Genomic DNA, 26,936 nt, shown 5'->3' with positions numbered 1-26,936 from the left:
TAAATAAGATGAAGAGAGCCTAACGCTCTCCTCGGTAAAAGATTACTTGTTTTCGTCCCAGCAGAGGACCGTTCTGCCCTCAGCGTTCTTCTCGACAGCAGCCATCCCCATAATATTATAGCCGGCATCGACGTAGTGGATCTCGCCCGATACGCCTGATGCAAGGTCGCTCAGCAGGTACATCGCCGAATTCCCTACTTCTTCGATTGTAACATTCTTCTTCAGCGGAGCGTTGAGTTCGTTCCAGCGCAGGATCTGTTTGAAGTCGCCGATGCCCGCCGCAGCAAGGGTCTTGATCGGACCGGCGCTGATGGCGTTGACGCGCTGTCCCTTCGTCCCAAGGTCGACCGCCATGTAGCGAACCGTTGACTCCAGGGCCGCCTTCGCGACACCCATTACATTATAGTTGGCAACGTATTTCGGTCCGCCGAGGTAACTCAGCGTCAGGATCGATGCATCGTCCGCCAGCACCGGCTGGAGCTTGTTCGTCAGGTCGATCAGCGAATAGACGGAGATCTCCATGGCGATGTTGAACGCGCTTTTGGTAGTCTCCAGGAAACTGCCGGTCAGCGCTTCTTTCGGTGCAAAAGCGACGGAGTGAACGAGGAAATCGATCTTGCCCATATCCTTCTCGATCAGGCCTGCAATCGCATCCATATGATCAGGGTTGGAGACGTCAAGCTCATAGACTTTGTCCGAGCCGAACGACTCGGCGATGGGTTCTACACGTTTTTTGAGCGCATCGTTGAGGTAGGTGAACGCCAGTTCCGCCCCCTGCTCATGGCACGCCTTTGCAATACCGTACGCGATAGATTTGTCATTTGCCAGTCCGACGATCAGACCCTTTTTGCCTTTCATCAACATATTAAACCTCCTGTTTATTAATTTGTTTCGCCGTGGCGATCATTTTGCAGAAATCATCCGGATCGAGCGCGCCGCTTCCGACAAGTGCCCCGTCCACATGCTTCAGTGCCAGAATGGAAGCCGCGTTACCGACTTTGACGCTGCCGCCGTAGAGCAGCGGAGCCTTCGTCAGTTTCGCCAGGGCACCGTGAATCAGCTCGATCTCGTTTTCACTGGGGACCCGTCCCGTTCCGATCGCCCAGACCGGTTCATAGGCAACGACCAGGTTCTCATAGCCGAGATCGATCCCTTCGAGCTGTTCGGCAAGATAGGCCATCAACGCTTCATTCCCCGCGTCGCGTACCTCCAGCGGTTCGCCGATGCAGTAGACGATGCGGTAACCCAGCGATTTGAAATAGGCGAATTTCTCGGCGACAAGTTCCTGGGACTCTCCCAGGATATGTCGGCGTTCCGAATGGCCGATCAGGATGGTCCGGATCCCGAACTCGTCAAGCTGCTCCGTTCCGATCTCGCCGGTGTAGGCACCGTTTTCGGTCGGCCAGGCGTTTTGTGCGCCGACAGTCACATCGCCTTTGCTGCTGCACAATGCCGTCGCGGGCGGAAAGACCATCACCTCATCGGAAATCTCCGCATCGGCGATATAGGTCGTCACTTTGGCCAGATACGCCTCGGTGGCGGCACGGGTATGGTTCGTCTTGAAGTTGGCCGCAATGATCAATCGTGTTCCTTGATCACGAGCGGCTTGACACCCGGAAGCACTTTGCCTTCAAGCAGCTCCAGGGATGCCCCGCCTCCCGTGGAGATAAAGGTCATCTCTTCGTCAAGACCGATACGCTGAACCAAGTCCGCCGTATCCCCGCCGCCGACGACCGTCGTTGCGTAGGAGTCGGCGACGAAGTGGGCGATCTTGCTGGAGCCGCGGGCGAAACGCTCCATCTCGTAAACGCCCATCGGGCCGTTCCAAAGTACCGTCTGAACGTCATTGAGGACTTCGCGGTAGAGACGGACTGTTGCCGGCCCGATGTCGAGGCCCATCCACCCCTGCGGGATCTCCTGAGCGGAAACGAGTTTGCTCGTGGCATCTGCGGAGAAGGTCTGCGCAGCAACGACGTCGACCGGCAGATAGAACTTCACCTTGCGGCGGCGTGCCTCGTCCATGATCTTCTGCGCCTCTTCGAGCAGGTCGTCTTCGACAAGGGAGTTTCCAATGTCATAACCGAGCTGTTTGAGGAAGGTAAAGGCCATCCCTCCGCCGATGATGATCTTGTCGACGCGCGGCAGCAGGTTGATCAGCGCTTCGAGCTTGCCCGACACCTTGCTCCCGCCGACGATCGCCGCGAAGGGACGCACCGGCTGCTTGATCAGCGTACCGAAGAAGCGGATCTCTTTTTGCAGCAGGAAGCCCGCCGCCTTGTGCTTCTCATCAAAATGTTTGGTGATCGCCTCAACGGAGGCATGGGCGCGGTGGCTGACGCCGAAGGCATCATTGACGTAGAAATCCGCCATTCCCGCCAGCTTCTCGGCAAGAATGTCGTCATTTTTCGTTTCGCCCTTTTCAAAACGGAGGTTTTCCAGAAGAAGGACTTCATGGCGCGGCAGTTCGGCTGCTTTGGCAATGGCATCTTCACCGACAACGTCCTTTGCCAGCGCGACACTGCGCTTGAGCAGCTGCTGCAGACGCAGGCGTACCGGTTCGAGGGAGTACTTCGGATCGACCTCGCCCTTCGGACGTCCCATGTGCGATGCAAGGATGACGGCGCAGTCTTTATCCAGGCAGTAGTTGATCGTCGCTATCGCCGAACGGATACGGCGGTCATCGGAAATATTCCCGAATGAATCCAGCGGCACGTTGAAATCACAGCGGATAAATACTTTTTTGTCCTGCAGGTCCAGATCTTTGATATTGAGAAGCTCCATGCAGTGTCGTCCTTCACTAGAGTTATGATTGTGCGTGATTTTACCCAAGCTAAGATATAATTTCGTTAAAAAGCGGGGCCATGGCGATAGCGATTTTCGGCGGTTCTTTCGATCCTCCCCATGCCGGGCATGCCGCCGTCGTTACTCGGGTACTGGAGACCCTGCCGATCGAAACGCTCTATATCGTTCCGGCATACGTCAACCCTTTTAAAAGCGGCACGCATGCCCCGCCGGAACTGCGTCTGAAATGGCTTGAGCGCATTTTTGCCTCTATGGATGGCGTCCGTGTCAGCACCTTCGAAATCGAAGCGGGGCGTCCCGTTCCGACGATCGAGACCGTCCGCCATTTCAAAGCGCTCGATCCCGACATCTTCCTCATCATCGGGGCGGACAACATCGATACGCTGACGAAGTGGCATGAGTATGAGGCATTGAACCGGATGGTCACCTGGGTCGTGGCCAGCCGGTCGGGCAGTCACGTTCCCGCTAACTTTCTGCGCCTGGACGTCGATGTCGACGTCAGCTCGACCGAACTCCGGGCGCTGGAAAAGACCCACCTCATCCCCGACGGCGTCCGGGAAGAAATTGAAAACTATTACAAGGATATTCAGTGCAAAAACGCTTAGAGAAAATTATTGACGTACTTGACCGCAACAAAGCGGAGGCGATCGAACTCTTCGATCTCCGCGAGCGGGACTACTTCGTCGACTACGTCATCATCGCCACCTCCCTGGGTGAACGCCATACCCACGCCCTTCTGGACTATCTGAAGAAGGACCTCAAGCCGGGCGAACAGTTCAACCAGGTGGATGAAAGCGGCGAATGGATCGTCGTCGATCTCGGTGACGTTCTTATTCACATTATGACGCCGGAATACCGCAGTAAATACGATATGGAGACTTTTTTGACGGAATTGGCTCAGAAGCAGGATTTTTAAAAAAACTATAAGCTTTTACAGCTATAATTTCAGCCTCCTTAAACGGATAACTGGTGTGCGCTCGTAGCTCAGCTGGATAGAGCACTGGTTTGCGGTACCAGCGGTCGGGCGTTCGAATCGCTCCGGGCGCACCATTTACTTTCAAGAATACAATCCACACAAACATTCTTACTACTGTTAAACGATTTTCCAAGTATCCAACACGTACGTCATGTGTCATACCGATCTTGATTTAGCTAAGGTAAGCTATTTCACAACGTTTCAGAAAATCAACGACGATCGACAACACCTGTGATCGGGGTGTTGTCTCTTCTATCCCAACGCCACTCCCCGCAAAAAGCAAATGCCGACTTTACGACACTTACCCTATAGATATTCATCAAAAATAACGTTCAAAAAAACAGAGTGAAAAAGATCGCTTTAAAACCCGACAAGTTAATTGATCATCTGCTAACCATCACGCACCTTTGTCAAGCGGTGACTCACCTCGACCAAAATTAAAGGAGCATTAGCATGAAACATTTTGCACTGTTTTCCAGGAGTGATGAAAACCTGACGAAACTAATTGATATGGACAGCAGTGTTACGTCGGTCGAATACAATGGTACGACTGCATTGCAAGACGGTGCGATCTACCGCTGGAAAGTCTATGCGAGCAAGGATGACAGTAATGAAACCATAGGCTGGAAACTCATCAGCGCTTCCGAAGAGGCACAGGGCGTCTTTAAAATCAATCTAGCCCCGTAACCTTTCACACCCGGCCGCTCTTTTCTGTAAGGGGAAGGCGGCCCACTTCGATTTTCATCTTTGACCTTGATACCTTACTGGCCATCCTTACCGGTTCATCACTTTTTGGCGATGATGAAGGTACAATAGCGCAAAAATTGCGCGGAGCTCTCCCGATGTTCGAAAAAACCAAAACCTTTATGGAAGACCACCTCAAAGCCTTCGGGGTCGATCCGCTCCCGCCTATTATCGACGTCACGGGAAAGGGCATCGCGTTTCGGAATGAACGGGTCGGGCCTGTTATCATTATCGGCCGCGATGCGGAGATCGATACGCTTTCCATGGCCGAATGGCTCGTCGTGATCGGCAGCGCCCTGCTCCACCAGGCCGGGAGTGATATCGCATCACTGAATTTCGGCCCGGAGGCTGACCGGGGTGAAGCCTACAAACAGCTCACCGACGATCTCTTCTATATTGCGGATCTCGCATCCATCTACCAGTGCTACCTTCAAAACCCCCTGGAAGCCTACTGTATCTACGACGAAGCGATAGAGCGCAAGGACGAAGCGAGCCTCCACTCCATCGCCGTGGCACTCGGGCTTTCTCACCCAAGGGGGCTGGTATCGATGGGCTTTGAGCAGGATACACATGCCGAGATCTTCGAGGAGGCCGAATTTTTCAAGCCGGTCATCACGCAAAAACGCCCCGATCTTGCCCTCCTCGTTGCCCTGCACAACGCATGGCAAAAACAGAAAGGGACAGGGATCACCATTACCAAAGAGGGGAAAATCATCCACTTTTCAAAGGCGGATTAGGCATTCGCCCAACCTCCATTGCGCGCCCTTTACCTCCCTTAAAGATTCTAGGCTATAATTTCGCTCTTCACTTATAAATGCGTCCGTAGCTCAGCTGGATAGAGCACTGGTTTCCGGTACCAGGAGTCGGGGGTTCGAATCCCTCCGGGCGTGCCACTACTTTCTCTTCAGCTGATTATACAGAGGGATTGAGTAAGCTCATCACTATCAGTAAAACTTCACTGGACTCTTCTATGCTGCTGGCATAAAATGTATTTTGAATAAAAAAAAATGACACTAAATAAATCAATTGAATATATATCCCGTTCAGGTTCAAGTGACAAACCCAACGAAGATGGCTTTGATACTAATGATGCCTACTATTTGCTGTTAGACGGCGCGACAGGATTGGGGATGAATCATATTCCTCATGCTGAAAGCGATGCTAAATGGTTTGTCCAGATGTTTATAAAATTATTCAAAGAAAAGTATGCCCGCGGACTTACTACAAAGATATTAATTGAAAATGTATTGTCCGAAATCCAAAAACTTTACATGGGGATAGTAGGGACATTCACATTACCGAAGTATGAACTGCCTTCTGCCAGCATGGTTTTAATTAGAAATTTGGACAACGGGCAAGTCGAAGTAAGCAGATTAGGTGACTGCAAAGCATACTATTCCACAAAGGGTGACGAATACTCCATTTTCAATGAACCGAAAATTTGTGCACTCGACAACCTCATCCTAACAAAAATGAAGATTGCCCCAATCTCTGATGATGAAATAAAAAGTTTGTTGAAGAAGCATCGATCATTGATAAATACCGAAGATGGGTACGGTGCCTTGACGATTGACAGTGAAGGGATAAAAAAATGTTCAAACTTCATCGACAAGACCGTATTAAATCCTCAGCAAAATGATAGAATCCTCTTGAGTACTGACGGGTTTAGTGCTGTTGTGGATACGTATGGCTATTTTTCAATCGGAGATTTGTTCGGGCATAGCCTTGTTGATATCGTTGAAGCAATCAGAAAAATTGAAGAAGACGACTCCATGCTGCAAAAGTTTCCAAGATTCAAAAAATCAGATGATGCGAGTGCTATCCGTCTTAACTACTAAAAGGGTGTATTTGAAAACAAGGGTGAATTTAAAAATGATGTCTTGTCTTGACAAAGATACATTTTTTGCGACGATATCTCAATACAGTCAAAAGAAAAAGAGATCAATATTGTGGATCTATTTTATTCTGATCATTGCTGGATTCATTGTTCTGTTTCAGTCAGGAAATACAACACAAGTCAACACAGATACGAATGTTTCAATGATGGCTCAAAAATCATTGCAACAAGCTCTTATTGACGATGACATGAAGGTGAATGACACAGAAAGTCCAATACTCCAAATAACCCGTATAATGGCTAATTTCGCTCATAGGGTTTCCAGTGTTTTCGAAAACAATCTGTACGTATTGTTTGTATTATTTTTCCCTACACTGTGGTACTTATTTTGCAAGACCAATAAAGATGAAGACCAATTATTTACAACCAGTCACAAAGAACTCATTGAAAAATATGAGGCACATTACCCTGATCTGATTCGGATTTTATCGAATGAAAATGACGGCAGCCGCTATACGGCGGAGGCAATCACTGACATTATGGACAGTAAGAATCAGGTTTTAACCAGATCAATTTATTTGATCAAACCTCAATACCCCTCTTTTACCATTGATAATCTTCTATTCCACAACGATAACAACCACTACGCTTTACCATGGATTATTGCAGCATCGGCCAAAGTGAAGCTAGAGGAAAAGTTTTACCATCAGGCGACAAATAAATCCAATTATAACGGAGTGACGTTACGCGTAAAGGGGATTGAAAAGAGTGCCGATAACATTACGATAAAAATGGAGAACTCTTTTTATTTTAATTATCTTGTTACGAATATGATGGCTGATGTCGGCATCATCCACAACACAACGGTACGTGATGTTTTGGAACCGGGCATGCCGGGAAAAAGACTCAATCAGCTCGAAGAAACAATGGTTGAAAATCATTTAGGGTTGAGTTGTCTGGTGATTTGCCGTAATGGTGAAAGTTCCAAGCTTCTTGTGGGTAAACGAAGCCAAAATGTATCTGTTTTCAGAGGAAAATATTCCCCAAGCGTATCGGGAGCGGCGAATGCCGCCACCTGTCGCAGAGAAGATGATATCAAAATCAGTCCACTGAATTGGCTCATGAATGAAATGCAAGAGGAGCTTATGCTGCCCGATGTCAAAAACTATATCGATTATGAAGAGATTGCCGCAAATGCATTGTTTTTGGGCATGTCCCGGGAACTGATACGACTAGGAAAGCCTGAAGTGTTTTTTGCAATCGAGTTGGACGAAGCGTATTCTAAAAAATTCGATTTGCATGTCAAATGCATGAACAAGATTTTTGCGTTCAAACGTCGGATGAAAAGGGAGACGAAAAAGTACAAGTCTATAGAAGAAGCCAGCCAAAGTTTAAAAAGCGAATGTATTGCCCTGAGTGATCATCATGATTACAAACTGCATGTGGAAGCATGCATAGATAAGAACTTTAATTCCTGGCAAATTGACGATAACGAACATGAAGAATATCTGTGGCTGGATTACAATGTGGTACCGAGACAAGTGAGATATGAAGACAACCTAAAGGATTTCGTCATTGATCACGGTGATGACAGCATCCACGTCCTGTCAGAATCACTGTGGGTTAATTGGATCATGTATCGGAAATATATGGATGAGAAAAAATCTAAAATCAATGGCAATGCAAAACCATAGTATCCCAAGATTTTGTGTAGAAGTCCGCTACCGAGGTATCGGGGATCTGAATTCCTCCGGGCGTGCCACTTTGTTACCACCCTATTGATCCTCAAAACTTTTTTTGAAACACTAGACCGAATTGTTTATTGCCAACCACGGGGACAAGAGACATCTCCCGCTTGAACCTCTTGGTAAACAGGTACGTGCCGATGATCCCGATTGCGGCTCCGGCAAGCACATCCTCAACGGCGTGGGCCTTTACCTCCACACGGCTCCAACCGACATAAACGGCTGCCAGATAAGCCGGAAGTCCATAAGGCGTGCCATAACGTTGTTGCAGAAATGAGGCCCCGGAAAACGCGGCAGCCGTATGGCCGGAGGGAAAGGCGTCTTGATCGCTGCCATCGGGACGCCTTTTATCAATGCTGTACTTGAGCGCGTAGGTGACCCCCATGGTCGTCGCGAACGCTTCCGTGAACTGCAGCGCCCCCTCGCCGTCATGATGGTAGGCGGTTGCCGCCGCCGCGCAAAGCGGAAGCATGATGCTAAGCGCATCTCCCGACCGTTCGATGGTGTCAGTGGCGCTGCCCGGCGCTGAACTCAGCAGCGCATACACCAGGGCAAGAGAAAAAAAGCGTCCGGTGCGTTTCACAACACTCCCGACCCTACTCCGGCCGGTACTCCTCTTTTTTCTTCTTCATCGCCTTTTTCTTTTCCGCCTGCTTCGCGGCGTCATTGAGTTCGTCCTCTCCGTCGTACTGTACCTGGTTGAGGAACTTCTCTTTGTCGTCGAACTGCCCGGTCCGGATAGCCCACATGATCCCCAGCAGTGCCAGCGATCCCAGAAAGACCGAGACGGCCAGCATCATGATAATCACCCAACTGTCCATGTCTCTCCTTATTCAGCGGCGCTTCGCCGCGCGTTTCCAGCTGTAGGCGATGCGCATCGAGTTGCCCACGACCAGCAGGGAGCTCAATGACATCGATATCGCGGCGACCAGGGGGATGATGTAGCCCGCCATCGCCAGCGGCACGGTAACGGCATTATACACCAGCGACAGGCCGAGGTTCTGCTTGACCAGGCCGTACGTCGCCCGTCCGATCCTGAACGCCTCCTCCAAAGAGGTGAGCGAATCGTTCATCAGGACCACGTCGCTGACATCAATGGCAATATCGCTGCCGTTGCCCATGGCGATGCCGATCTCGGCCTGGGCCAGCGCGAGGATGTCGTTGACACCGTCGCCCGCCATCACGACCTTATGCCCTTCGCTCTGCATCTGCGCGACCAAAGCCGCCTTCGCTTCGGGGGTCAGCTCGGCATGGTAGTGCTCGATACCGACTGCCGCAGCCACCTTGCGCGCGGAGCGTTCATGGTCCCCCGTCAGCATGATGACGTCGATGCCGGCATGGGTCAACGCACGGATCGCCTCTGCCGCATCAGGGCGGGGTTTGTCCGCCAGTTCAAAACGGGCGACCAGCGTCTCGCCGACGGCAAAATAGAAGAGCGTATGTGCACTCTCGTCGGTAGGAGCGATCCCCTGGTCGCGCATCAATGCGGCATTGCCGCCGCTGAGCATCTGCTCCTCGCATCGCGCGACCATCCCCTTGGCTGCGATCTGGCGCACCTCATCGAGGATGGGCAGCGCCGTCAGTTCCGTTTCGCCGCTGAGGTATTCGGAAACGCCGATGGCGACGGGGTGTTTGGAGGCGTTGAGCAGGGCCTGGAGTTTCAGGCGATAGCGCTGAAGCTCGGCCTCCGCAGCATACCACTGAACATCGACGACCTGCGGCCGCCCCTCGGTAATGGTGCCTGTTTTATCAAGCACAAGGGTATCGGTCTGCGCCAGGGTCTCGAGCTGGGCCGCCTCTTTGAAGAGGATGCCCCGCTTCGCTCCCTGCCCCAGGCCGACCAGGGTTGCCACCGGTGTCGCCAGCGCCAGGGCGCAGGGGCAGGCGATGACGATGACGGAGATGCCGACCATAAAGGCGATATTGAAAGGGTGCGGCCAGAACCACCAGACGAGGAAGGTGCCGAAAGCCAGCAGCAGAATCACGGTGGAGAAGTACTCGGAGAGCCTGTTGGCCAGCTGCTCAATACGCGGTTTTTTCGCCATAGAGCGTTCGAGCATCGTCAGGATGTTCGACAGGGTCGAATGTTCGAAATCTTTCGTCGCCTCATACTGTACGACGGCATCGATGCTCGTCGTGCCGCTGACGACGCTGTCGCCTGGCCGTTTATAGATAGGGTCGCTCTCCCCCGTCAGGCTCGATTCGTCGAAGCTCCCCTCGCCCGAGAGGATCTCCCCGTCGATGCCCGCCTTCTCCCCGGCCTTGAGCAAAATGACGTCGCCGACGACGACCTCGTTAACGCTCACGTTCACCTGGGTACCGTCTTTAAGAAGGGTCACTTCGCCCGGTACATGCTTGGAGAGCACATCAAGGGTATCGGCGGCGCTTTTTTTACTGAGCACCTCCAGGAACTTGCCGACAAGTACGAAAGTGATGATCATCGTCACCGAGTCGAAATAGGCTTCGCCCAGCTCGAAGAGAGTGATATAGATGGAGTAGAGATAGGTCAGCGACGCCCCGGTCGCGACGAGGATGTCCATGTTGACCGACCGGGTACGGATGCCATAGTAGGCCCCCCGGAAGAAGACCCAGCCGCTGTAGAAGAGCACCGGCGTCGAGAGAATCCACTCGGCGACGTTGAGGATGTTCTTGATCCCCTGCGTCATTCCCGTAAAGAAGCCGGCGTACTGCGCGACGGCGATGGTCATGATGTTCATCATCGCGAAGACGGCGACGGCGATACGGAGGTAGTAATCCTTGCGCTCCTTCTCCGCCCGCGCTTCCTGGATCTGCGGATCGTACGGGAAAGCGTCGTAGCCGATGGCGCGGATCATGTCGATAATGTTGGAAAGTTTGACCACCTCGTCGTCCCAAACGATGCGCGCCTTGTTGTTCGTGTGGTTGATGTGCGCCTCGACGACGCCCTCCATCTTGTGCAGCGCTTTCTCATTGAGCCAGACACAGGCGGAGCAGTGGATCCCCTCGATGATGAGTGACACCTCGCTGAACCCTTCGCTGTCCGTCTTAACGTAGCGGTCGTAGAAAGCCGGCGAGTTGAAGTTGCCGCTGTCCTCGAACTGCTCCGTCGGCGGCACGAGGGTCTCCTCGCCGAGCTTGTCGTAGAAGCGCTCCAGCCCCTCGTCTTTGAGCAGGTGGTAGATCCCCTGGCACCCTTTGCAGCAGAAGTGGAGGTCACCCTCCTTGATCATGACCGATTCATCGAACTGCAGATGGCAGTGGTCGCACTTAACGTTAGACAATCTCGAAAATCCCCTCTCCACGGTTTTTGCGGATGCGGTCATAGGGCGCGATGATCCCGCTCATGCAGATGTAGACCCCCGGCGCGGGCTGCGTCGCAGCGTATCCCAGCGCCATACCCAGGTTGACGCTGGCTTCGGTCTTGTCGATGCTGTAGGGCACCATGGCACCGGTGAGGACGATGACCCGCTCCTCTTCATCCTCCTCCATCCACTCCGCCAGGGCTTTGGCCGTCAGGTCCATCGTGTCGGTGCCGTGGACGATGACGTAGACCTCCTCGTCGTCGACGTCGATGATGTTGATGAGCTGCTCGCGATCCTCCTCGGTCATCTCCAGCGAATCTTTATAGAGCATCCCGGCGATCTCGACGCTGTAGGCAAAGCTCTCGACGATATCCTCGACCGCTTCGTTGTCGAAGGGGACCTCGAGCACCCCGAGGATGGGATCGTAGCGTTTGTTGAACGTCCCGCCGGTATTGAGGATCTTCATATCAGCTCCCTTAATGATTTGATAGTGCGCGATGCTTCCGTCACTTTCGTTTCGCCATCGAACAGGTAGGTTTCCCGCACACCGGCACGATGGGCCGCGACGATGTCGCGCTCCTTGTCGCCGACCAGCACCGAATGCGCCAGGTCGATGCCGAGCTCTTCCGCGGCCTGAAGCAGCATCCCAGGCTCGGGTTTGCGGCAGGTGCAGGCCCCCGTCACCTCCGGATGGTGAGGGCAGTAATAAACCCCGGATATCTTGACGCCGTGTTTGCCGAACTCCTCTACCATCCACTTCGTCAGGCGGTCAAAATCCGCTTCGCTGTAGCGTCCGCGGGCGATGCCGGACTGGTTGGTCACGACGACGATCATGTAGCCCCGTGCCTGGTAGGCGGCGCAGAGCTCGAAGATGCCGTCGATGAACTCGAACTCCTCGATGCGGTACAGGTAGTCCGTGTCGACGTTGATCACGCCGTCGCGGTCGAGGAAGAGGGCCGGTTTACCCATTGATGAAAACGCCATCCGAACTAAGTCCGGACAGCTACGCCAACGCTGAGTTCGCCTCGGCGGCGTGCCCTCGCGCCTTGCGCTCTTTGTGAATTCTCAGACATACGCATCGTCTGTTTACCTACGCTCCGACGCCGTCGCCGAAGAGCTCTTTTTCGATCACGTCGCAGATGATGTGCCCGATCAGGATATGCGACTCCTGGATACGCGGCGTCGCGTTGGAGGGCACGATGATGGCGATATCGGCCATCTCTCCCATCTTACCGCCGTCGCGGCCGACAAGTGCGATGGTCGTGATCCCCTTCGCCTTGGCACTCTCGAACGCATTGACGATGTTCTGGGAGTTGCCCGAGGTGGAGATACCGAAGAAGATGTCACCTTCGACGCCCATGCCTTCCAGCTGGCGGGAGAACACTTTGTCGTAGCCGTAGTCGTTGCCGATGGCCGTCAGGTTCGACGTATCGGTGGTGAGCGCCAGTGACGGGATAGAGGGGCGGTCAAAACCGTAGCGGCCGACGAGTTCCGCCGCGATGTGCTGGGCGTCCGCCGCGCTGCCGCCGTTGCCCGCGAGCAGCGTTTTGTTGCCGCGGCGGTAGGCCTCGACACAGGCCGTGGCCGCTGCTGCGATCGTGTTCAGCAGGGCGTCGTCGTTCAAAATCTTCTGTTTGGTCTCTATGGAAGCTGAAATTTCGTTTTCAAGGTAGGCTCTCATCAATAGCTCTTCCTTCCTCTCTCTATTAGTAGTGATGCCATTGTACCGCCGGGATGGTAAAAAGCGCGTTACTTGTTGACAAGTAAAACGCAAATAGTATAAAATACGGGAAATCTTTCACATTAACGACCTCGATTTCTTCCTTAGAAAAATCCACTCAGCAGACATAGAGGAACACCTTCATGAGCGATACTTCGCGCAGCAACAATTCACGAAACAATAAAAACAGGACCCATAAGCCCGTCGAAGGCTACACTGTAGAGGCCCTCAGAGAAAAGACGATCGACGAACTCGTCACCATGGCCGAAGAGCTCGGTGTCGAGAGCCCCAACGAGCTCAAACGCCAGGACATCATCTTCGAAATCCTCAAGGCGCAGACGGCCCAGGGAGGCTTTATCCTCTTCACCGGTATTCTCGAAGTGATGCAGGACGGCTACGGCTTCCTCCGCTCCGTCGACAAGAGCTTCAGCGACTCCCTCAACGATGCCTATGTCTCCAGCACCCAGATCAAGCGCTTCGCCCTGCGTAACGGGGACGTCGTCACCGGCCAGGTCCGTGCGCCGAAGGACCAGGAGCGCTACTACGCCCTGCTGAAGATCGAGGCCATCAACTACGTACCACCCGAAGAGAGCAAGAAGCGCCCGCTCTTCGAAAACCTCACGCCCCTCTATGCCCTGGAGCAGCTCAAGCTCGAGTACCAGCCGACCCATCTCACCGGCCGCATGATGGACCTCTTCGCCCCCATCGGTAAAGGGCAGCGCGGGCTCATCGTCGCCCCGCCGCGTTCGGGTAAAACGGAGCTCATGAAAGAGATCGCCCACGGTATCAGCCACAACCACCCGGAAGCGGAACTGATGGTCCTGCTCGTCGACGAACGCCCCGAAGAGGTCACCGACATGGAGCGCTCCGTCAAGGGCGAGGTCTACTCCTCCACCTTCGACATGCCGGCAAAGAACCACGTCAAGGTCGCCGAAATGGTCATCGAGCGTGCCAAGCGCCGCGTCGAGATCGGCAAGAACGTCGTCATCCTGCTGGACTCCATTACCCGCCTCGCCCGCGCCTACAACACCGTGACACCGAGTTCGGGCAAAGTCCTGTCGGGCGGTGTCGACGCCAACGCCCTGCACAAACCGAAACGCTTCTTCGGTGCCGCCCGTAACATCGAGAACGGCGGCTCCCTCACCATCATCGCGACAGCCCTGATCGAGACCGGGAGCCGTATGGATGAGGTCATCTTTGAAGAGTTCAAAGGGACGGGTAACTCCGAGGTCGTCCTCAGCCGCAAGATCTCCGACCGCCGTATCTTCCCGGCGATCGACATCCTCAAATCCGGTACCCGCAAAGAGGAGCTCCTTATCGGGCCGGACGTCCTGCAAAAGGTCTTTATCCTCCGCTCCATGCTGCACAAGCAAGAGGACGAGGTCGAAGCGCTCCGCTTCCTCTACACCAAGATGCAAAAGACGAAGTCCAACGACGAATTCCTCTCTATGATGAACGAGGGCTAAGCCCGTGCGTGTCGGTGTTTTCGACAGCGGTATCGGCGGCCTGACCGTCGTCAAATCCCTGCTGGAACACCGCCTTTTCGACGAGATCGTCTACTACGGCGACACTGCCCGTGTCCCCTACGGGGTCAAGGACCGCAACACCATTATCCGCTACGCCCTCGAAGCGGTAGAATTTTTCAAAAACTTCGACATCGACCTGCTGATCGTCGCCTGTAACACCGTCAGCGCCTACGCCCTGGACGAAATGCGCGCCCAGGCCCCCTTTGACGTCGTCGGCGTCGTCGAACCGGGTATCCTCGCTGCAAAAAACGCCCTGGCGAACAGCGACGCGGAGGTCCTCGTGCTCGGCACGAAGGCGACCGTCGGCTCCGGGGCCTATCAGCAACTGCTCCAGACCCACGGCTACCGCAACGTCGAGGCCAAGGCGACCGGCCTCTTCGTCCCCATCGTCGAGGAGGGGCTCTTTGAGGGCGAAGTCCTTGAGAGCACGATGCACCACTACTTCGCCGGTTGCAAAGCCCCCGACGCCGTTATCCTCGGCTGCACCCATTTCCCCCTTATCGCCGGGGCCATCTCCAACTATTTCGGGGATAAAGCGCTGATGATCCACTCCGGCGAAGCGATCGTGGAGTACCTCGAAGCCCATTACGGCATCAAAGAGAGCGCCGCGAACACCGAGATGAAATTCTTCGCCTCGGAAAACCCCGACGGGCTGCGGCAGGTCGCCGCGCAGTGGCTCGGCCTCCCGACCCCGTAAGCCCGGCTAACTGCCATAAATAACCCCCGCTTCAACCATCGTGTGTTAAACTCAAAGACATTAATCGTCAAAGGATTCCCAACGTGAACGAGCGCTCGCAAGTCCTGGCCCTGAAGTACCGTCCCCGCCGTTTTGAAGACCTGATCGGGCAGGAGACGATCGCGCAGACGCTCTCCCTGGCGCTGGATTCCAAACGCCTCTCGCACGCCTACCTCTTCTCCGGCCTGCGCGGTTCGGGCAAGACCTCGACGGCGCGGATCTTCGCCAAGGCGCTGATGTGTGAAAACGGACCGACTTCGCACCCCTGCGAACAGTGCGAACACTGTGTCACCGCCAACGAGGGGCGCCACATGGACATCATCGAGATGGACGCCGCTTCCAGCCGAAAGATCGACGATATCCGCGACCTCATCGAACACACCAAGTACCAGCCCGCCAGCGCGAAGTTCAAAATCTTCATTATCGACGAAGTGCATATGCTCACCAAAGAGGCGTTCAACGCCCTGCTCAAAACCCTGGAGGAGCCCCCGCCCTTCGTCAAGTTCATCCTCGCGACGACCGACCCGCTGAAACTCCCCGCAACGATCCTCAGCCGGACCCAGCACTTCCGTTTCAAGAAAATTTCGAACCAGGATGTCAGCGCGCACCTGCGCCACATCCTCAACCTTGAGAATATCACCTACGAGCCCGAAGCGCTGCAGATCCTCGCCCGCAGCGGTTCGGGGAGTCTGCGCGACACCCTGACCCTGCTGGACCAGGCTATTATCTATTCCAAGCACCACGTCGACGTCTCCACCGTCACGGAGATGCTGGGCCTTATCGACCCGCAGTTTTTCGAGTCGCTCTTCGGTGTCATATTCTCAAAGGACCGCGCACTGCTCGTCAACACCCTCCGGGAGCTGGAGGCCTACGAAGCGGAGATGGTCGTCGACGAACTCACCTCCTGGCTCAAAGAGCGCCTCTACGACCATGACGACTCCCGCTTCTCTCCCCTGCTGCTGGAGCGCTTTTTCCGCATCCTCAGCGAGGCAAAGTCCCTCTTCGCCATCAATGCCGAAGGGAGCTTTGTCCTGGGGCTGATCTTCTTCAAGATGATCGAAGCGCTGAAGGTCAAAGAGATCGACCAGATGATCGAATCCCTCGAAGCCCAGGTCGCCCGCCCCGACAGCGTCGCCTATGCGTCCGCTCCCGCTGCCACAGCCGCCCCTGCTGTCCCCACTGCCACCGCAGCACCAGCCGCAGTCAACGAAGAGGCGCCGGAAACGCCGGCCGCAGCCGAACCGGAGCCGGTCGTCGCACCGGCGCCCGACCCCGCGCTGGCGAAGTTCGAAGCGCTCTGCGCACGCATCGAGGACCGCAGCGCGGATCTCGGCAAATGTTTCCGCGAACAGATCACCTTTATCGCTTACGGCGATGACACCCTCACCTGGGAGAGCTGCGCCGACGACGACTGCCGCGCCAAGCTCAAACACGGTTTCCCGGTGATCAAACAGCTGGTGCGGGAGGTGTTCGGATTCGAGACGAAAATCAAGCACAACCCCTGCTCGCAACCGGCAGAGGAAGCTGTCCCAAAGCCTGAACCGGTTTCCGGACCGGTAAACGTAGCGGGTACGGTACCGACACCAGAATCTGCTCCGATGCCAGAAAGCGCTTATGGTTCAGGGGAGAGTGTGTCACCGGTAGAAGAGATGGAAGAGCGCCCCGCCTATATGGAGAGCTACAGTGCTGCGGAAGAGGCGCCCCAGAGCGCCTCGATGACCGAAGAGGTCGAAACGGGTTCGGGCAGCTGCGTTACCGGGAACTGTGAACCGGACCTGAGCACCCGGGAGATCGACGGCAATGCCATTCTCGACGAGCCGATGATCCAGAAAGCGACCGAGCTCTTCGAAGCGACGAAGATCACGATCCAGAATAAGGTATAGGCCGCCGGCAGCTTAGTGCTGTTCGGTCACCTTTTCACCGAAATTCTTGATGTCCGAACCGATGCTGTCCGCCGTCTCGTTGATCTGTGCGGATGAGCAGCCTCCGAACGCCGCCATAACTGAAAGTGCCAAAGCCAGAAAAACCGTAATGCGCATGCGTACACTCCTTTTTTTGCGTTGATTATAGCCACGCCCCTTTTAGAATCAGCTTGCCGCAGACACGCTACAATGCCGTTATGCATACCATCGTTCTCGCGACCTTCAACGCCCGCTACAGCCACGCCTCCCTCGCGCTGCGCTACCTCTATGCCAACCTGCGCGAACTGCGCCCCCAGAGCGTCATCCGCGAATTCGTCATCAACGAGAACATCCAGCAGCTCGCCGAACGCATCCTCGCCGAAGCCCCCAAGATCGTCGGGATCAGCACCTACATCTGGAACGCCGGCGACGTCGCGGAGCTGATCGGCATCCTCAAGAAGGTCTCCCCGGAAACCGTCGTCGTCCTCGGCGGACCGGAAGCGTCGCACCTCCCCCACCGCGTCGATTTCTCACACGCCGACTACATCATTAGCGGCGAAGGGGAGATCGCCTTCTACGAGCTCTGCCGCGACCTGCTGGCAGGCACGGAACGGAATGAAAGGATGATCAAGGCCCCAATGGTAGACCTCACTGCCATTGCCCTCCCCTATGACGACTACGATAGCAACGACATCCAAAACCGCTATGTTTACCTGGAGACGTCGCGGGGCTGCCCCTACCTCTGCGAGTTCTGCCTCTCGGCCATTGACGACAAGATGCGCTACTTCGACATCGACGTTATGACCGCGGAGTTCGAGAAGCTCTGGCAGCGCGGGGTGCGCAGCTACAAGTTCATCGACCGCACTTTCAACCTCAAGCTCGCCTACGCGAACAGGATCCTCGACTTTTTCCTCGCCAAAGATGAACCCTACTTCCTGCACTTCGAAGTGATCCCCGACCACTTCCCCGAAGCGCTGCGCGGCCGCATCGCGCGGTTCGCCCCGGCCGCACTGCAGCTCGAAGTCGGCATCCAGACCCTCAACCCGGCGATCGCCGAGAACATCCACCGTCCCCTGCGGCTGGCAAAAATAGAGGAAAACCTCCGTTTCCTCGAGGAGCATACCCGCGCCCACCTGCACCTCGACCTTATCGTCGGCCTCCCCGGCGAGACGCTGGAAAGTTTTGCAAAGGGACTCGACACCCTCGTCTCCTGGAGCAGCGGGGAGATCCAGATCGGCATCCTGAAAAAGCTCTCCGGTACGACGATGGCCCGCCACGACGACCCCTTCGGCATGGTCTATTCCGACGCGCCGCCCTACGACGTCCTCAAGACGACCCATGTCTCCTTCGAAGAGATCCAGAGGATGAAGCGTTTTGCCCGTTACTGGGACATCCTCTACAACAGCGGCAACTTTGCGCGCAGTGTCGCCCTGCTCTGGCCCGAGGGGAAGGTCTTTGACGGTTTCCGGGATTTCAGCGCCTGGGTCTACGGTGAGACCGCGGCGACCTGGAAGATCGCCCAGGAACGGATGGCCCGCCTGCTCTTCGACTACCTCGTCGATGTCAGGCACTGTGACAAAGAGCGCGTCGGCCGCGCGATGGCCGCGGATTTTGCCAAGAGCCACGGCAAACGCCTCCCACCCTTTCTGCGCACCTACGCCCCGGAGGAGAGCAGCGGCGGGGAGGCCGCACAGGGAAGCGCATCGACAAAACGGCAATCGATGCGGGCCTGATACAGCAACTATCGAGCTCCACGCATAACCCCTTGCCACTTTTTTAAAAAAAGTAGCACAAAAAGCGTCGTTTCGCGAATCGCTCATCCCTCCCGGCTTTGTGCCTCCGGGATGGCTTTCAAAGAACCGCTCAACGACAGACACTATTTAACTTAATGCGCTTCGGCACGCCGAAGCTCGTAACGCGCCTACGGCGCACTACCCACTACCCACTACCCACTACCCACTACTTAACTCTTAACTCTTAGCACCCTTCATCCGTTTACACCGGTTTACACCCCGTTGCGCGAGCGCTTACATTGACGTCCTATCATGGTAAACGTAAAGAGGATTTCCTCTTGAAAACTTCTCTAAAGGATAGACCATGAAACGGACACTTCTCATCGGAGCACTGCTCGCAGCCGCCGGCACGAGCGCCTTCGCAGGGCCGCACGGCGGCGACCGCATGCTTTTTAATTCCCTCGACCTCACAACGGCGCAGAAACAGCAGCTCAAGACCATCCGCAAGGAAGCGCGGGACGAACGGTTCAAACTGAGAGACCAGATGGACGATCTGCGCGATAAAACTAACGACCGCATCCTCGCCGTCCTCACCGAAGACCAGAAGAAAGCCTACATCGCCGCGCGCAGCGACCGTATGCAACAGCGTATGGATAAACGGTGCGATCGTGATAAAATGCCAATGAAGAGACCAAAATACGACTAGGAAATGGCAAAAATACTGCTGATCGAAGATGACACCGAGATCACCGCACTGCTTGAACGCTACCTCGGGCAGTACGGGATGGAGGTCGTCTCCTATACCCATCCCGAAAGCGCCCTGGCATCGCTCGGCATCGAATCCTACGATGCCGTGCTGCTGGACCTGACCCTGCCGCAGATCGACGGGCTCGAGGTGTGCCGTCGTCTTCGCGAACGCAGTGACATCCCCATCATCATCTCCTCCGCCCGGCATGACCTCAGCGACAAGGTCATCGCCCTCGAGTACGGGGCGGACGATTACCTCCCCAAGCCCTACGAACCACGCGAACTCGTCGCCCGCATCCAGAGCCACCTGCGGCGCTACGCGGGCACCGTCACGCGCCAATCCTCACGGTTTTCGGTCGATGCCGCGCGCATGCGCATCGACAAAGAAGGCGAGCCCCTCTCCCTCACCGTCGCCGAATACGAACTTCTCGCCCTGCTCATCAAGCATAAAGGCGAAGTCGTCTCCCGCGATTTCATCGCCAACAACGTCGACGCCATCGGCTGGGAGAGCACGGAACGTAGCATCGACGTGCTCATCGGCCGCATCCGCCGCAAGATCGAGACGGACCCGAAACACCCCGCCTTCATCCACTCCGTCCGCGGCGTCGGCTACAAATTTACGGAGTGACCATGCCCCGCCATAGCTCCATCTTTTTCAAGCTCAACCTCTTCTTCCTCCTCGCCCTCTCCACCCTGGCCCTGCTCTTTGCCCTGTTCCATGTCACCGCATCGCATATGGAGGATCGCCGGGAGGTTTTGCGGGGGATGGAGCTGGGGCGCCTGCTGCGCCACACCCGCAGTGCAGGAGAAGCCGAACGCGCCGCCGCACTCCTGGAGGCGCAGTTCACGCTCCTCGAGCACGATGCCCTCCCCGCAGGCGCCCGGGAACTCCTACCGCCCCGCCGCGACAAGGAGCATGAGGACGATGAACACCGGGAAAAACCGCATCTGAGGCTCTACGAGGCGGACGGGAGCTACTACTTCCGTTCCACGCTCCGCCGCGACCCTTTCGTCATCAGAGACGAACGGAGCGCCGAAAACTTCGGCGGCCTGCAGCTGATCTTCGTGCTGCTGCTGGCGGGGCTCGTCACCCTCTATATCCTGCTGCGCCGCAGCCTGCTGCCGCTGCGCGAACTCCATGCCCAGATCCGCCGTTTCGGCCAGGGCGAACTCGAGATCGACACCTCCAGCACGCGCCGCGACGAGATCGCGGCGATCGCCAACGAGTTCAACGACGCCGTGGAGCAGCTCCGGCAACTGCGCGCGTCACGCCAGCTCTTTCTGCGCAACGTCATGCATGAGCTGAAAACCCCGCTGACCAAGGGCAAACTCTCCCTGGCGATGATGGAAGAAAACGAGCAGACCGCTTACCTCAACCGTCTTTTCAGCCGGATGGACGACCTCATCAACGGCGTCGCACAGGTCGAAAAGCTCCAGAGCATCGGGCTCGACCGCACACCCCAAAAGCTCGGTGCGCTGCTGGAAACCGCAGTGCATCAGCTCTACCTTTCCGCCGAGCGGCGCCAGGCGCTGATGATCACCATCGAACCAGACGTCAGCATCAATGCCGACGCCCCCCTCTTCATCAGTGCCCTGTCCAACCTCCTCGACAACGCCCTAAAATACAGCAGCGCGCCCCCGGTCACCGTCACCGCCGACCGCCAGGGGATCTGCATCGCCAACACGGGTGCACCGCTGGATGTCCCTTTGGACACGATCATGCAGCCCTTCTCCAGCGCCAATCCGGCTGGCGGGCTCGGGCTCGGCCTCTCCATCACCGATACCGTCGTGCAGGCGCACGGCTTCACCCTCGTCTACGACTACCGCGAGGGGACGCACCGCTTCTGCATCCGCTTCTAAAAAGAGCGCTAAACGTTATTGCTTCGCGTTGCCGCCGAAATAGCGCTCGGTCTCGCCCACAATCACCTTATGCAGCAGCAGGAGGCCGATCAGGTTCGGGATGATCATCAGCCCGTTGAAGAGGTCGGAGATGTTCCAGACCAGCTCCAGCTTCAGCACCGCCCCGACGAAGATCATCAGCACGAAAACGACGCGGTAATAGCGGATGTGCCCTTCGCCGAAGAGGTACTCAATCGCCTTTTCGCCGTAGTAGCCCCAGCCGATCAGCGTCGAGTAGGCGAAGAGCACCGTCGCGGCCGTCACAATCACCGTCCCGGCAACGCCCAGGAAGTGGGTGAAGCTTGCCATCGTCAGCTCCCCTGCCGCCACCCCTTCTTGCCACTGCGGCGCCATCAGGATGACCAGTGCCGTCATCGTACAGACGACCAGGGTGTCGATGAAGGTCTGCGTCATGCTGACCAGCGCCTGACGGGTCGGCGAATCCGTCTTGGCCGCCGCCGCGGCGATGGGCGCGGAACCGAGGCCCGATTCGTTGGAAAAGACGCCCCGCGCGACCCCGTACCTTATGGCCGCCGCGACCGTCGCCCCGACGAAGCCGCCCCCCGCGGCAATCGGCGTGACGGCATGGGTAAAGATGAGCCCAAACGCCCCCGGCACCTTGTCAAGGTTCAGCACGATGATGGCGAGCGCCCCCAGCACATAGCCGGCGATCATAAAGGGGACCAGCACACTCGTAAAGCGGGCGATAGACTTGATGCCGCCGAGGATGACGACCCCCGAAAGAATTGTCAGGACGATCCCGGTCACCCAGGTGGGCAAAGCGAACTGGCCCTGCAGCGCCGACGCCACAGCGTTGGACTGCACCATGTTCCCGATGCCGAAGGCCGCCACCGCCGTAAAGACGGCAAAGGCCGCCCCCAGCCACGGCAGCCCGGCGCCCTCGGAGATGTAGTACATCGGCCCGCCCTTCATGCCGTTGCTCCCCTTGACGCGGTACTTGACCGCCAGGACCGCTTCAGAGTACTTCGTGGCCATCCCGATGAGCCCTATCGTCCACATCCAGAAGACCGCGCCGGGACCGCCCAGCGCGATGGCTGTCGCGACCCCGACGATATTCCCGATGCCCACCGTCGCGGCCAGGGCCGTCATCAGCGCGGCGAAGTGGGAGATGTCCCCTTCGCATTCATCATTGCGGTGCCAGATAAGCTTGAAAGCGTGTCCCAGCGCGCGGAACTGGAGCCCACGCAGCCTAATGGTCAGAAACAGCCCCGTACCGACCAGCAGTATCAGGACCGGCGCCCCCCATATAAAGCCCGCCGCCGCCGCGACCGCCTGTTCAAACATCTCCATCAAACCTCCTGATTACACCTTGAAATCGTCTCACATTTATGCCTTGCTGCGGAACTGGACCTCTGCCGCCTCCAGCCGCTCGTAGCGCCGCACCCGTGTACGGTGCGGACGCCACTCCAGCAGCACGAGGGCCACCCCTTCCCAGAGCGACACCCAGGCTGCCACGGTCAGCCCTTCGGCGAAGACCTCCCCGACGACGGAGGGGCTCTCGCCTATCCACTGCCGTACCCAGACGGCCAGGAACATGATGGCCACGCCGACGGCAAAAAGCAGCCCCGCCTTGCGCAGCATCTCCGCCGTCGTCTCCCGCTCCAGCTCGGCCATGTACTGAAAAAACGTGCCGATGCTCCGGCGGATGCGGGCATACTTCTCCTCTGCCTGCTCCTCGGGGAAGGTAAACCTTATGACCAACGGCGTCTGTCGCGGCAATTCCCTGGCGCACGAGGTGAGGTAATCCGTCAGATCCTGGTCCAGGTCCCGGCGCAGGTAGTCGGCGTACCTATCGAAGTCGTCATAGAGCGCCTCCGGACGCTGTGCCGCCACATCGATGATATACCGCCCCTGCGCATCACGCTCGTAGCGTCCGAGGTAGCTTTTGTGGTTCGCCATGCATCCGACCTTGGCAGATTTTGCACTATCATAGCGCATTTCCGGCCCCGGTTCGCTTCATTCCCTTTGACAAACGCTTTGCGATTGGGCTAAAGTTATAGAATGTTGGATGATCCCGTTACCAGGGCCGCTATGGTCGTCTTCGTCACCGTCTTCTTCGCCACGCTGATCGCGATCGCCGTGATGTACCTGCTCATCCGCGCCGGGGAGAAGGGACCGCCGAAACCGCCCCACAAAGGGCAGATGTGGCTGGCGGGGGTCATCGGCATCGGCGTTCCGCTGCTGATGCTCGCCTACGCCCTGCTCTTCTCCCCCTCCGCGCGGCTTACCCCGCATCAGCTCCACCAGCAGCAGATCGAAAAATCACTAGGCGGTTCACAGCAGGGGCGCTAGCGCCCCCACGTCCACCTCTCTCCCCTTTTTGTACCGTTTGACGTACTCGACGATCATCCCGTGAAAAAGAGCATAGATCATGGGCAGCTCCTGCGACTCGAAACGCCCCGCAATCCCTTCAACGCACCACGCCTGCAGCGCGTCGTAGCTCTCGTGCTCAAACCCGAAGGCCCGAAGCAGCCTGGATGTGTAGGCGTCCACGACCATCGCGTCGCGCCCGCAGGCGTAGCAGAGGATGGAGTCCGCCGTCTCGGGGCCTATTCCCTTCCGATCCAGCAGCCACTCCCGGCTGACCTCATCGCGGAAGGTCTCAAAGCCGCCGTACGATTCCAGCAGCGCCGCCGAGAGGGCCTGCAGCACCTTCGCCTTGTTCTTGAAAAGCCCGCTGGGGCGGATCAGCTCCATCAGCGTGTCAAGGTCTGTATTCGCAATCGCTTCGGCATTGAGTACCCCCGCCGCTTCCAGATTGGCCAGCGACTGCTCCACCCGCGTCCACTGGCTGTTCTGCGTCAGCACCGCCCCCACGACGACGGAAAAAGTGCCGTACTCCGGCCACCACATCGGCGGTTTCCCTTCGAGCAGGTTCAGCGCCTCCAGGGCGCTGTAAAGGGCATTGGCATCGGGCAGTTCCACCATTCGTTTCTCCCTGTTTTGGCAATTAACGCATTATACACGGGAGATCATTTCCAGTCAGGGAAATCAAAAGCATATAGAAGCAACAATCATTTTAACTCTTTCACAGTAAAATATATAAAAGCGTGCTATTTTGTTTTTATTATTGATGTCTATCAAGAATCTCACAGATAGGTACGTTGTGATAATAAACAACTTGTTAGGGCAACAGGACAAACTATGAAATCAAAACTATTTGCTATCACATTTTCTTTATTACTTACACTGGTCATATTCTTCGGGATTGATAATTTGACTTGCACAATTAATCCTTGTTTAGATGACGATGCTTCACGTTTAGCAATGACAATGTTAGGAATTCCATTACTGATTCTATATATTTTGATTACTTGTGGAATTATGTACCCAACTATGCTTTCATCACGAAAGCATCTTGGTCAATTTGTGTCACCTTTGGTTGTTACCGTTTCAGTTACATTTTTACTGGCGCTCATATTCCACGACCCACAAGTCGATGACACTATGATGGATACGATATTTGTTTTTTTATCACCCTTGGGCATAGCTTGGTATTTTGGCGGTTTAACTGCAACATCATTGTGGCCAAACAAATCAGATGGGACTAATCAAAAACCCGAGGGGGCTTTTTGATTGCTCATTTTAAACGTAAGACGATCAGGAAACTTTCATGAGATTCGTAGCACGAGCCCTTCTATTAGTGACACTTACAACACACGTCTATGCCAAGCCAATTTACATTGGGATTTTAGATGAACCTCAGAACCAAACAGGAACTTCCTCCAAAGTATTATTCGTGAAAAAAGAAGGGAAGTGGCTTTCCTTTGCAGATAGATATTATCGTGAATACAATACTTCAGTGCCCAACTTACAGTTGATGAAATGGATAGTCGCATTTAATGGTCAAAAGTTAGGTGAATTAAAGATCGAAGATCCCGATCCCAAAAAGAAATTTATTAACTCATGGTTCTATGCCCGCGATAAATTCTTTAGCGTTAGTGCCGGACAGAAGACACCGCAAATCAAAAATGTTTCAAAAAAGTTTGGTGGTTGGGTGAAAGTACCGAACAACCGGCCATTAGTACTTGTTTCAGAGCCCAATTTCAATGATCCTGAGCATTGGAAGCCATTCGCAGTGGATGATACAATGAAAAAGCGCTTATACGTTCCACTGAAATTGGTCATTGGAAAACTAAATGCGTATCGCTGCCCAGACGGCCCTTATGTTAATGAGCCCGAACCTTACAGCTTTACGTCTGACGACATCGTAATCTATAGCGCCTATACCTCTTCGATTGGTCAAAAGATTGTATCTGCAGGATTGAATGACAAAAAGTTTGGTTGTGATGGACTCTTACCGCCAGAGTGGTCGAATAACTGGTTCTTGCTAGAAGGAGAGAACGTCGAGTACATAGGCAGAGAGATGACATTAGTGGATGCCGGTGACTATGATGGTGACGGTCAATCCGAACTCTTATTTTGGCACAACAGTTATAATGAAGATGGTTACATCCTCATATACAATGCATTTCAGAACAAGTCAGAATACTTGTGGGGTTATCATTGAATCATCTGACAAATCATCAAAATCCAATCCAAAACCGGCGTGCGTTTTTTCATTGCTCATTTCATCGTTATACAAAGGACAGATTTGCTAAAAACTATTACTAAATATATCGGCATCGGTTTTCTCCTTGGCGTAGGCATTTCAGTAGCCGATTGGATTTATATTCAAATAACGATGAAAGAGCGGGAAGCACACCTGAAACTCGTAAGAGATATGTTCTACGTTGAAGGGTTTGAAACTATTTTAGACGGTTCCAAAGAATACGAACCATACATGGGATTAAACTTCAACCTTGAGAGAGCGAAACTGCTTGACAATCATACGATTCAGGTCACAGGTATTGTTTCCAACAATGGCGTTGATATTTGGAGGTCTGCATGGGTTGAAGTAGAAGCCTTTAACAAGCGTGGCGAGATCATCGCAGAATGCCACGACCTGGTAAAGGGTATCAAGCCAAAAGATTGGGAGTCGATCATCATGGAATGCCCTGTGATCGAAGGCGTCACCCTTAATGGATTGCCTGAAGTCTCGTTTCAAATCAAACAAGCTTTTCATGACAAGCGTGTCATACCGAAGAAGCAATGATATGCAACAAATCAGAGGAAACACCAGGCACCTTTTTGATTGCCTATTTTAACGTTAGGAAGAAATCATGAACAATGAATATGGCTTATGTACCAAGTGTAACAAACCATTGAAAAAAATCAAGTGCCCCAAAGACAAGTGGTGGTACGAAATGTGGTTTATTCTAATGATCT

30 protein-coding genes and 2 tRNA genes are annotated in these 26,936 nt (G+C 55.0%); 19 read left to right on the top strand and 13 right to left on the bottom strand.

The genetic code is table 11. From position 1 onward, the window contains the following. Positions 1–42 precede the first annotated feature (42 nt). The 3 genes from fabI to LOH54_RS02940 are packed head-to-tail and all read right to left on the bottom strand — an operon-like array spanning position 43 to position 2,781. Positions 43–864 (bottom strand): enoyl-ACP reductase FabI, encoded by an 822-nt coding sequence (gene fabI / locus LOH54_RS02950; RefSeq protein ID WP_231020304.1) that lies wholly within the window; start codon positions 862–864, stop codon positions 43–45. Between the two features lies 1 nt (position 865). Next, positions 866–1,582, bottom strand: a complete 717-nt coding sequence (locus tag LOH54_RS02945) for a triose-phosphate isomerase (RefSeq protein WP_231020303.1) — start codon at positions 1,580–1,582, stop codon at positions 866–868. Further along, positions 1,579–2,781 (bottom strand): phosphoglycerate kinase, encoded by a 1,203-nt coding sequence (locus LOH54_RS02940; protein ID WP_231020302.1) that lies wholly within the window; start codon positions 2,779–2,781, stop codon positions 1,579–1,581. The genes LOH54_RS02945 and LOH54_RS02940 overlap by 4 nt, the downstream gene beginning before the upstream one ends. Before the next feature lie 80 nt (positions 2,782–2,861). Here LOH54_RS02940 and nadD point away from each other — a divergent pair, with 80 nt between their 5' ends. The 8 genes from nadD to LOH54_RS02900 all read left to right on the top strand — a co-directional run bounded on the left by nadD (position 2,862) and on the right by LOH54_RS02900 (position 8,053). Next, complete coding sequence (nadD, locus tag LOH54_RS02935; RefSeq protein WP_231020301.1) at positions 2,862–3,407, top strand: nicotinate (nicotinamide) nucleotide adenylyltransferase; 546 nt, start codon at positions 2,862–2,864, stop codon at positions 3,405–3,407. Further along, entirely contained in the window at positions 3,392–3,718 is a 327-nt protein-coding gene (gene rsfS, locus LOH54_RS02930) for a ribosome silencing factor (RefSeq protein WP_231020300.1), read from the top strand. The genes nadD and rsfS overlap by 16 nt, the downstream gene beginning before the upstream one ends. Before the next feature lie 57 nt (positions 3,719–3,775). Then, a tRNA-Arg gene (locus tag LOH54_RS02925) sits at positions 3,776–3,852 on the top strand. 379 nt (positions 3,853–4,231) lie between these two features. Further along, the gene (locus LOH54_RS02920) at positions 4,232–4,465 is read left to right on the top strand and encodes a hypothetical protein (protein ID WP_231020299.1); all 234 of its coding nucleotides are present in this window, start codon (positions 4,232–4,234) and stop codon (positions 4,463–4,465) included. A 155-nt stretch (positions 4,466–4,620) separates the two neighbouring features. Next, positions 4,621–5,259, top strand: a complete 639-nt coding sequence (locus tag LOH54_RS02915) for a hypothetical protein (RefSeq protein ID WP_231020298.1) — start codon at positions 4,621–4,623, stop codon at positions 5,257–5,259. Positions 5,260–5,338: 79 nt separating this feature from the next. Continuing rightward, positions 5,339–5,415 (top strand) — tRNA-Arg (locus LOH54_RS02910). Between the two features lie 114 nt (positions 5,416–5,529). After that, on the top strand, positions 5,530–6,360 hold the full coding sequence (locus tag LOH54_RS02905; protein ID WP_231020297.1) for a hypothetical protein: 831 nt from the start codon (positions 5,530–5,532) through the stop codon (positions 6,358–6,360). Between the two features lie 10 nt (positions 6,361–6,370). Next, complete coding sequence (locus tag LOH54_RS02900; protein ID WP_231020296.1) at positions 6,371–8,053, top strand: hypothetical protein; 1,683 nt, start codon at positions 6,371–6,373, stop codon at positions 8,051–8,053. A 91-nt stretch (positions 8,054–8,144) separates the two neighbouring features. Here the strand turns inward: LOH54_RS02900 and LOH54_RS02895 are convergent, their stop codons facing one another. The 6 genes from LOH54_RS02895 to gmhA form a co-directional block, all read right to left on the bottom strand. After that, positions 8,145–8,687: a phosphatase PAP2 family protein gene (locus LOH54_RS02895; protein WP_231020295.1), complete on the bottom strand. Its 543-nt coding sequence runs from the start codon at positions 8,685–8,687 to the stop codon at positions 8,145–8,147. 13 nt (positions 8,688–8,700) lie between these two features. Continuing rightward, positions 8,701–8,925, bottom strand: coding sequence for a cbb3-type cytochrome oxidase assembly protein CcoS (gene ccoS / locus LOH54_RS02890; RefSeq protein WP_231020294.1), 225 nt, complete (start codon positions 8,923–8,925; stop codon positions 8,701–8,703). A gap of 12 nt (positions 8,926–8,937) precedes the next feature. Further along, the gene (locus LOH54_RS02885; protein WP_231020293.1) at positions 8,938–11,364 is read right to left on the bottom strand and encodes a heavy metal translocating P-type ATPase; all 2,427 of its coding nucleotides are present in this window, start codon (positions 11,362–11,364) and stop codon (positions 8,938–8,940) included. After that, the gene (locus LOH54_RS02880) at positions 11,357–11,851 is read right to left on the bottom strand and encodes an asparaginase domain-containing protein (protein ID WP_231020292.1); all 495 of its coding nucleotides are present in this window, start codon (positions 11,849–11,851) and stop codon (positions 11,357–11,359) included. The genes LOH54_RS02885 and LOH54_RS02880 overlap by 8 nt, the downstream gene beginning before the upstream one ends. Further along, entirely contained in the window at positions 11,848–12,354 is a 507-nt protein-coding gene (gene gmhB, locus LOH54_RS02875) for a D-glycero-beta-D-manno-heptose 1,7-bisphosphate 7-phosphatase (RefSeq protein WP_231020291.1), read from the bottom strand. The genes LOH54_RS02880 and gmhB overlap by 4 nt, the downstream gene beginning before the upstream one ends. Positions 12,355–12,475: 121 nt before the next feature. Continuing rightward, positions 12,476–13,066: a D-sedoheptulose 7-phosphate isomerase gene (gene gmhA / locus LOH54_RS02870; protein WP_231021213.1), complete on the bottom strand. Its 591-nt coding sequence runs from the start codon at positions 13,064–13,066 to the stop codon at positions 12,476–12,478. 182 nt (positions 13,067–13,248) lie between these two features. Between gmhA and rho the strand changes: the two genes are divergently transcribed. The 3 genes from rho (at position 13,249) to LOH54_RS02855 (ending at position 17,250) form a co-directional block, all read left to right on the top strand. After that, entirely contained in the window at positions 13,249–14,571 is a 1,323-nt protein-coding gene (gene rho / locus LOH54_RS02865) for a transcription termination factor Rho (RefSeq protein WP_231020290.1), read from the top strand. Positions 14,572–14,575: 4 nt separating this feature from the next. Continuing rightward, on the top strand, positions 14,576–15,328 hold the full coding sequence (gene murI / locus LOH54_RS02860) for a glutamate racemase (protein WP_231020289.1): 753 nt from the start codon (positions 14,576–14,578) through the stop codon (positions 15,326–15,328). A gap of 83 nt (positions 15,329–15,411) precedes the next feature. Next, positions 15,412–17,250 (top strand): DNA polymerase III subunit gamma/tau, encoded by a 1,839-nt coding sequence (locus tag LOH54_RS02855; RefSeq protein WP_231020288.1) that lies wholly within the window; start codon positions 15,412–15,414, stop codon positions 17,248–17,250. Between the two features lie 12 nt (positions 17,251–17,262). Here the strand turns inward: LOH54_RS02855 and LOH54_RS02850 are convergent, their stop codons facing one another. Beyond that, on the bottom strand, positions 17,263–17,406 hold the full coding sequence (locus tag LOH54_RS02850) for a hypothetical protein (RefSeq protein WP_231020287.1): 144 nt from the start codon (positions 17,404–17,406) through the stop codon (positions 17,263–17,265). An 80-nt stretch (positions 17,407–17,486) separates the two neighbouring features. Here LOH54_RS02850 and LOH54_RS02845 point away from each other — a divergent pair, with 80 nt between their 5' ends. From LOH54_RS02845 to LOH54_RS02830, 4 genes are all read left to right on the top strand, one after another. Continuing rightward, positions 17,487–19,001 carry a B12-binding domain-containing radical SAM protein gene (locus LOH54_RS02845; protein WP_231020286.1) on the top strand — a complete coding sequence of 505 codons (1,515 nt, stop codon included), beginning with the start codon at positions 17,487–17,489 and terminating at the stop codon, positions 18,999–19,001. 364 nt (positions 19,002–19,365) lie between these two features. Further along, positions 19,366–19,707: a Spy/CpxP family protein refolding chaperone gene (locus LOH54_RS02840; RefSeq protein ID WP_231020285.1), complete on the top strand. Its 342-nt coding sequence runs from the start codon at positions 19,366–19,368 to the stop codon at positions 19,705–19,707. 3 nt (positions 19,708–19,710) lie between these two features. Continuing rightward, the gene (locus LOH54_RS02835) at positions 19,711–20,376 is read left to right on the top strand and encodes a response regulator transcription factor (RefSeq protein WP_231020284.1); all 666 of its coding nucleotides are present in this window, start codon (positions 19,711–19,713) and stop codon (positions 20,374–20,376) included. A gap of 2 nt (positions 20,377–20,378) precedes the next feature. Then, complete coding sequence (locus LOH54_RS02830) at positions 20,379–21,608, top strand: ArsS family sensor histidine kinase (protein ID WP_231020283.1); 1,230 nt, start codon at positions 20,379–20,381, stop codon at positions 21,606–21,608. Between the two features lie 15 nt (positions 21,609–21,623). Here the strand turns inward: LOH54_RS02830 and LOH54_RS02825 are convergent, their stop codons facing one another. After that, positions 21,624–22,958 carry an alanine/glycine:cation symporter family protein gene (locus LOH54_RS02825; RefSeq protein ID WP_231020282.1) on the bottom strand — a complete coding sequence of 445 codons (1,335 nt, stop codon included), beginning with the start codon at positions 22,956–22,958 and terminating at the stop codon, positions 21,624–21,626. A 36-nt stretch (positions 22,959–22,994) separates the two neighbouring features. Beyond that, positions 22,995–23,567, bottom strand: a complete 573-nt coding sequence (locus tag LOH54_RS02820; RefSeq protein ID WP_231020281.1) for a hypothetical protein — start codon at positions 23,565–23,567, stop codon at positions 22,995–22,997. Between the two features lie 102 nt (positions 23,568–23,669). Here LOH54_RS02820 and LOH54_RS02815 point away from each other — a divergent pair, with 102 nt between their 5' ends. Beyond that, positions 23,670–23,960: a hypothetical protein gene (locus LOH54_RS02815; RefSeq protein ID WP_231020280.1), complete on the top strand. Its 291-nt coding sequence runs from the start codon at positions 23,670–23,672 to the stop codon at positions 23,958–23,960. Here the strand turns inward: LOH54_RS02815 and LOH54_RS02810 are convergent. Continuing rightward, positions 23,943–24,596, bottom strand: coding sequence for a 3-methyladenine DNA glycosylase (locus LOH54_RS02810; RefSeq protein WP_231020279.1), 654 nt, complete (start codon positions 24,594–24,596; stop codon positions 23,943–23,945). The genes LOH54_RS02815 and LOH54_RS02810 overlap by 18 nt on opposite strands. A 216-nt stretch (positions 24,597–24,812) precedes the next feature. Between LOH54_RS02810 and LOH54_RS02805 the strand changes: the two genes are divergently transcribed. Genes LOH54_RS02805 through LOH54_RS02795 form a run of 3 tightly spaced genes read left to right on the top strand, consistent with a single transcriptional unit; the run spans position 24,813 to position 26,763 of the window. Further along, positions 24,813–25,244 carry a hypothetical protein gene (locus LOH54_RS02805; protein WP_231020278.1) on the top strand — a complete coding sequence of 144 codons (432 nt, stop codon included), beginning with the start codon at positions 24,813–24,815 and terminating at the stop codon, positions 25,242–25,244. Positions 25,245–25,281: 37 nt separating this feature from the next. Further along, on the top strand, positions 25,282–26,178 hold the full coding sequence (locus LOH54_RS02800; RefSeq protein WP_231020277.1) for a hypothetical protein: 897 nt from the start codon (positions 25,282–25,284) through the stop codon (positions 26,176–26,178). A gap of 39 nt (positions 26,179–26,217) precedes the next feature. Then, positions 26,218–26,763, top strand: coding sequence for a hypothetical protein (locus LOH54_RS02795; protein ID WP_231020276.1), 546 nt, complete (start codon positions 26,218–26,220; stop codon positions 26,761–26,763). The last annotated feature ends 173 nt before the right edge of the window (positions 26,764–26,936 follow it).

Origin of the sequence: Sulfurimonas sp. HSL-3221, assembly GCF_021044585.1 — a bacterium.
In the GTDB taxonomy this organism is placed as follows: Bacteria; Campylobacterota; Campylobacteria; order Campylobacterales; family Sulfurimonadaceae; genus Thiomicrolovo; species Thiomicrolovo sulfuroxydans.
The sequence above is the reverse complement of the archived record's forward strand: the minus strand, read 5'-3'. Positions and strand labels throughout refer to the sequence as shown.

Excerpts from the sequence above, each read along its gene's own strand:
- LOH54_RS02815 (WP_231020280.1), top strand. The coding sequence starts at position 23,670 with ATGTTGGATGATCCCGTTACCAGGGCCGCTATGGTCGTCTTCGTCACC.
- LOH54_RS02845 (WP_231020286.1), top strand. The coding sequence starts at position 17,487 with ATGCATACCATCGTTCTCGCGACCTTCAACGCCCGCTACAGCCACGCC.
- rho (WP_231020290.1), top strand. The coding sequence starts at position 13,249 with ATGAGCGATACTTCGCGCAGCAACAATTCACGAAACAATAAAAACAGG.
- LOH54_RS02830 (WP_231020283.1), top strand. The coding sequence starts at position 20,379 with ATGCCCCGCCATAGCTCCATCTTTTTCAAGCTCAACCTCTTCTTCCTC.
- ccoS (WP_231020294.1), bottom strand. The coding sequence starts at position 8,925 with ATGGACAGTTGGGTGATTATCATGATGCTGGCCGTCTCGGTCTTTCTG.
- LOH54_RS02805 (WP_231020278.1), top strand. The coding sequence starts at position 24,813 with ATGAAATCAAAACTATTTGCTATCACATTTTCTTTATTACTTACACTG.
- LOH54_RS02920 (WP_231020299.1), top strand. The coding sequence starts at position 4,232 with ATGAAACATTTTGCACTGTTTTCCAGGAGTGATGAAAACCTGACGAAA.
- LOH54_RS02810 (WP_231020279.1), bottom strand. The coding sequence starts at position 24,596 with ATGGTGGAACTGCCCGATGCCAATGCCCTTTACAGCGCCCTGGAGGCG.
- LOH54_RS02825 (WP_231020282.1), bottom strand. The coding sequence starts at position 22,958 with ATGGAGATGTTTGAACAGGCGGTCGCGGCGGCGGCGGGCTTTATATGG.
- LOH54_RS02820 (WP_231020281.1), bottom strand. The coding sequence starts at position 23,567 with ATGGCGAACCACAAAAGCTACCTCGGACGCTACGAGCGTGATGCGCAG.
- LOH54_RS02905 (WP_231020297.1), top strand. The coding sequence starts at position 5,530 with ATGACACTAAATAAATCAATTGAATATATATCCCGTTCAGGTTCAAGT.
- LOH54_RS02835 (WP_231020284.1), top strand. The coding sequence starts at position 19,711 with ATGGCAAAAATACTGCTGATCGAAGATGACACCGAGATCACCGCACTG.
- LOH54_RS02850 (WP_231020287.1), bottom strand. The coding sequence starts at position 17,406 with ATGCGCATTACGGTTTTTCTGGCTTTGGCACTTTCAGTTATGGCGGCG.
- LOH54_RS02915 (WP_231020298.1), top strand. The coding sequence starts at position 4,621 with ATGTTCGAAAAAACCAAAACCTTTATGGAAGACCACCTCAAAGCCTTC.
- gmhB (WP_231020291.1), bottom strand. The coding sequence starts at position 12,354 with ATGGGTAAACCGGCCCTCTTCCTCGACCGCGACGGCGTGATCAACGTC.
- fabI (WP_231020304.1), bottom strand. The coding sequence starts at position 864 with ATGTTGATGAAAGGCAAAAAGGGTCTGATCGTCGGACTGGCAAATGAC.
- nadD (WP_231020301.1), top strand. The coding sequence starts at position 2,862 with ATGGCGATAGCGATTTTCGGCGGTTCTTTCGATCCTCCCCATGCCGGG.
- gmhA (WP_231021213.1), bottom strand. The coding sequence starts at position 13,066 with ATGAGAGCCTACCTTGAAAACGAAATTTCAGCTTCCATAGAGACCAAA.
- LOH54_RS02880 (WP_231020292.1), bottom strand. The coding sequence starts at position 11,851 with ATGAAGATCCTCAATACCGGCGGGACGTTCAACAAACGCTACGATCCC.
- LOH54_RS02940 (WP_231020302.1), bottom strand. The coding sequence starts at position 2,781 with ATGGAGCTTCTCAATATCAAAGATCTGGACCTGCAGGACAAAAAAGTA.
- LOH54_RS02800 (WP_231020277.1), top strand. The coding sequence starts at position 25,282 with ATGAGATTCGTAGCACGAGCCCTTCTATTAGTGACACTTACAACACAC.
- LOH54_RS02840 (WP_231020285.1), top strand. The coding sequence starts at position 19,366 with ATGAAACGGACACTTCTCATCGGAGCACTGCTCGCAGCCGCCGGCACG.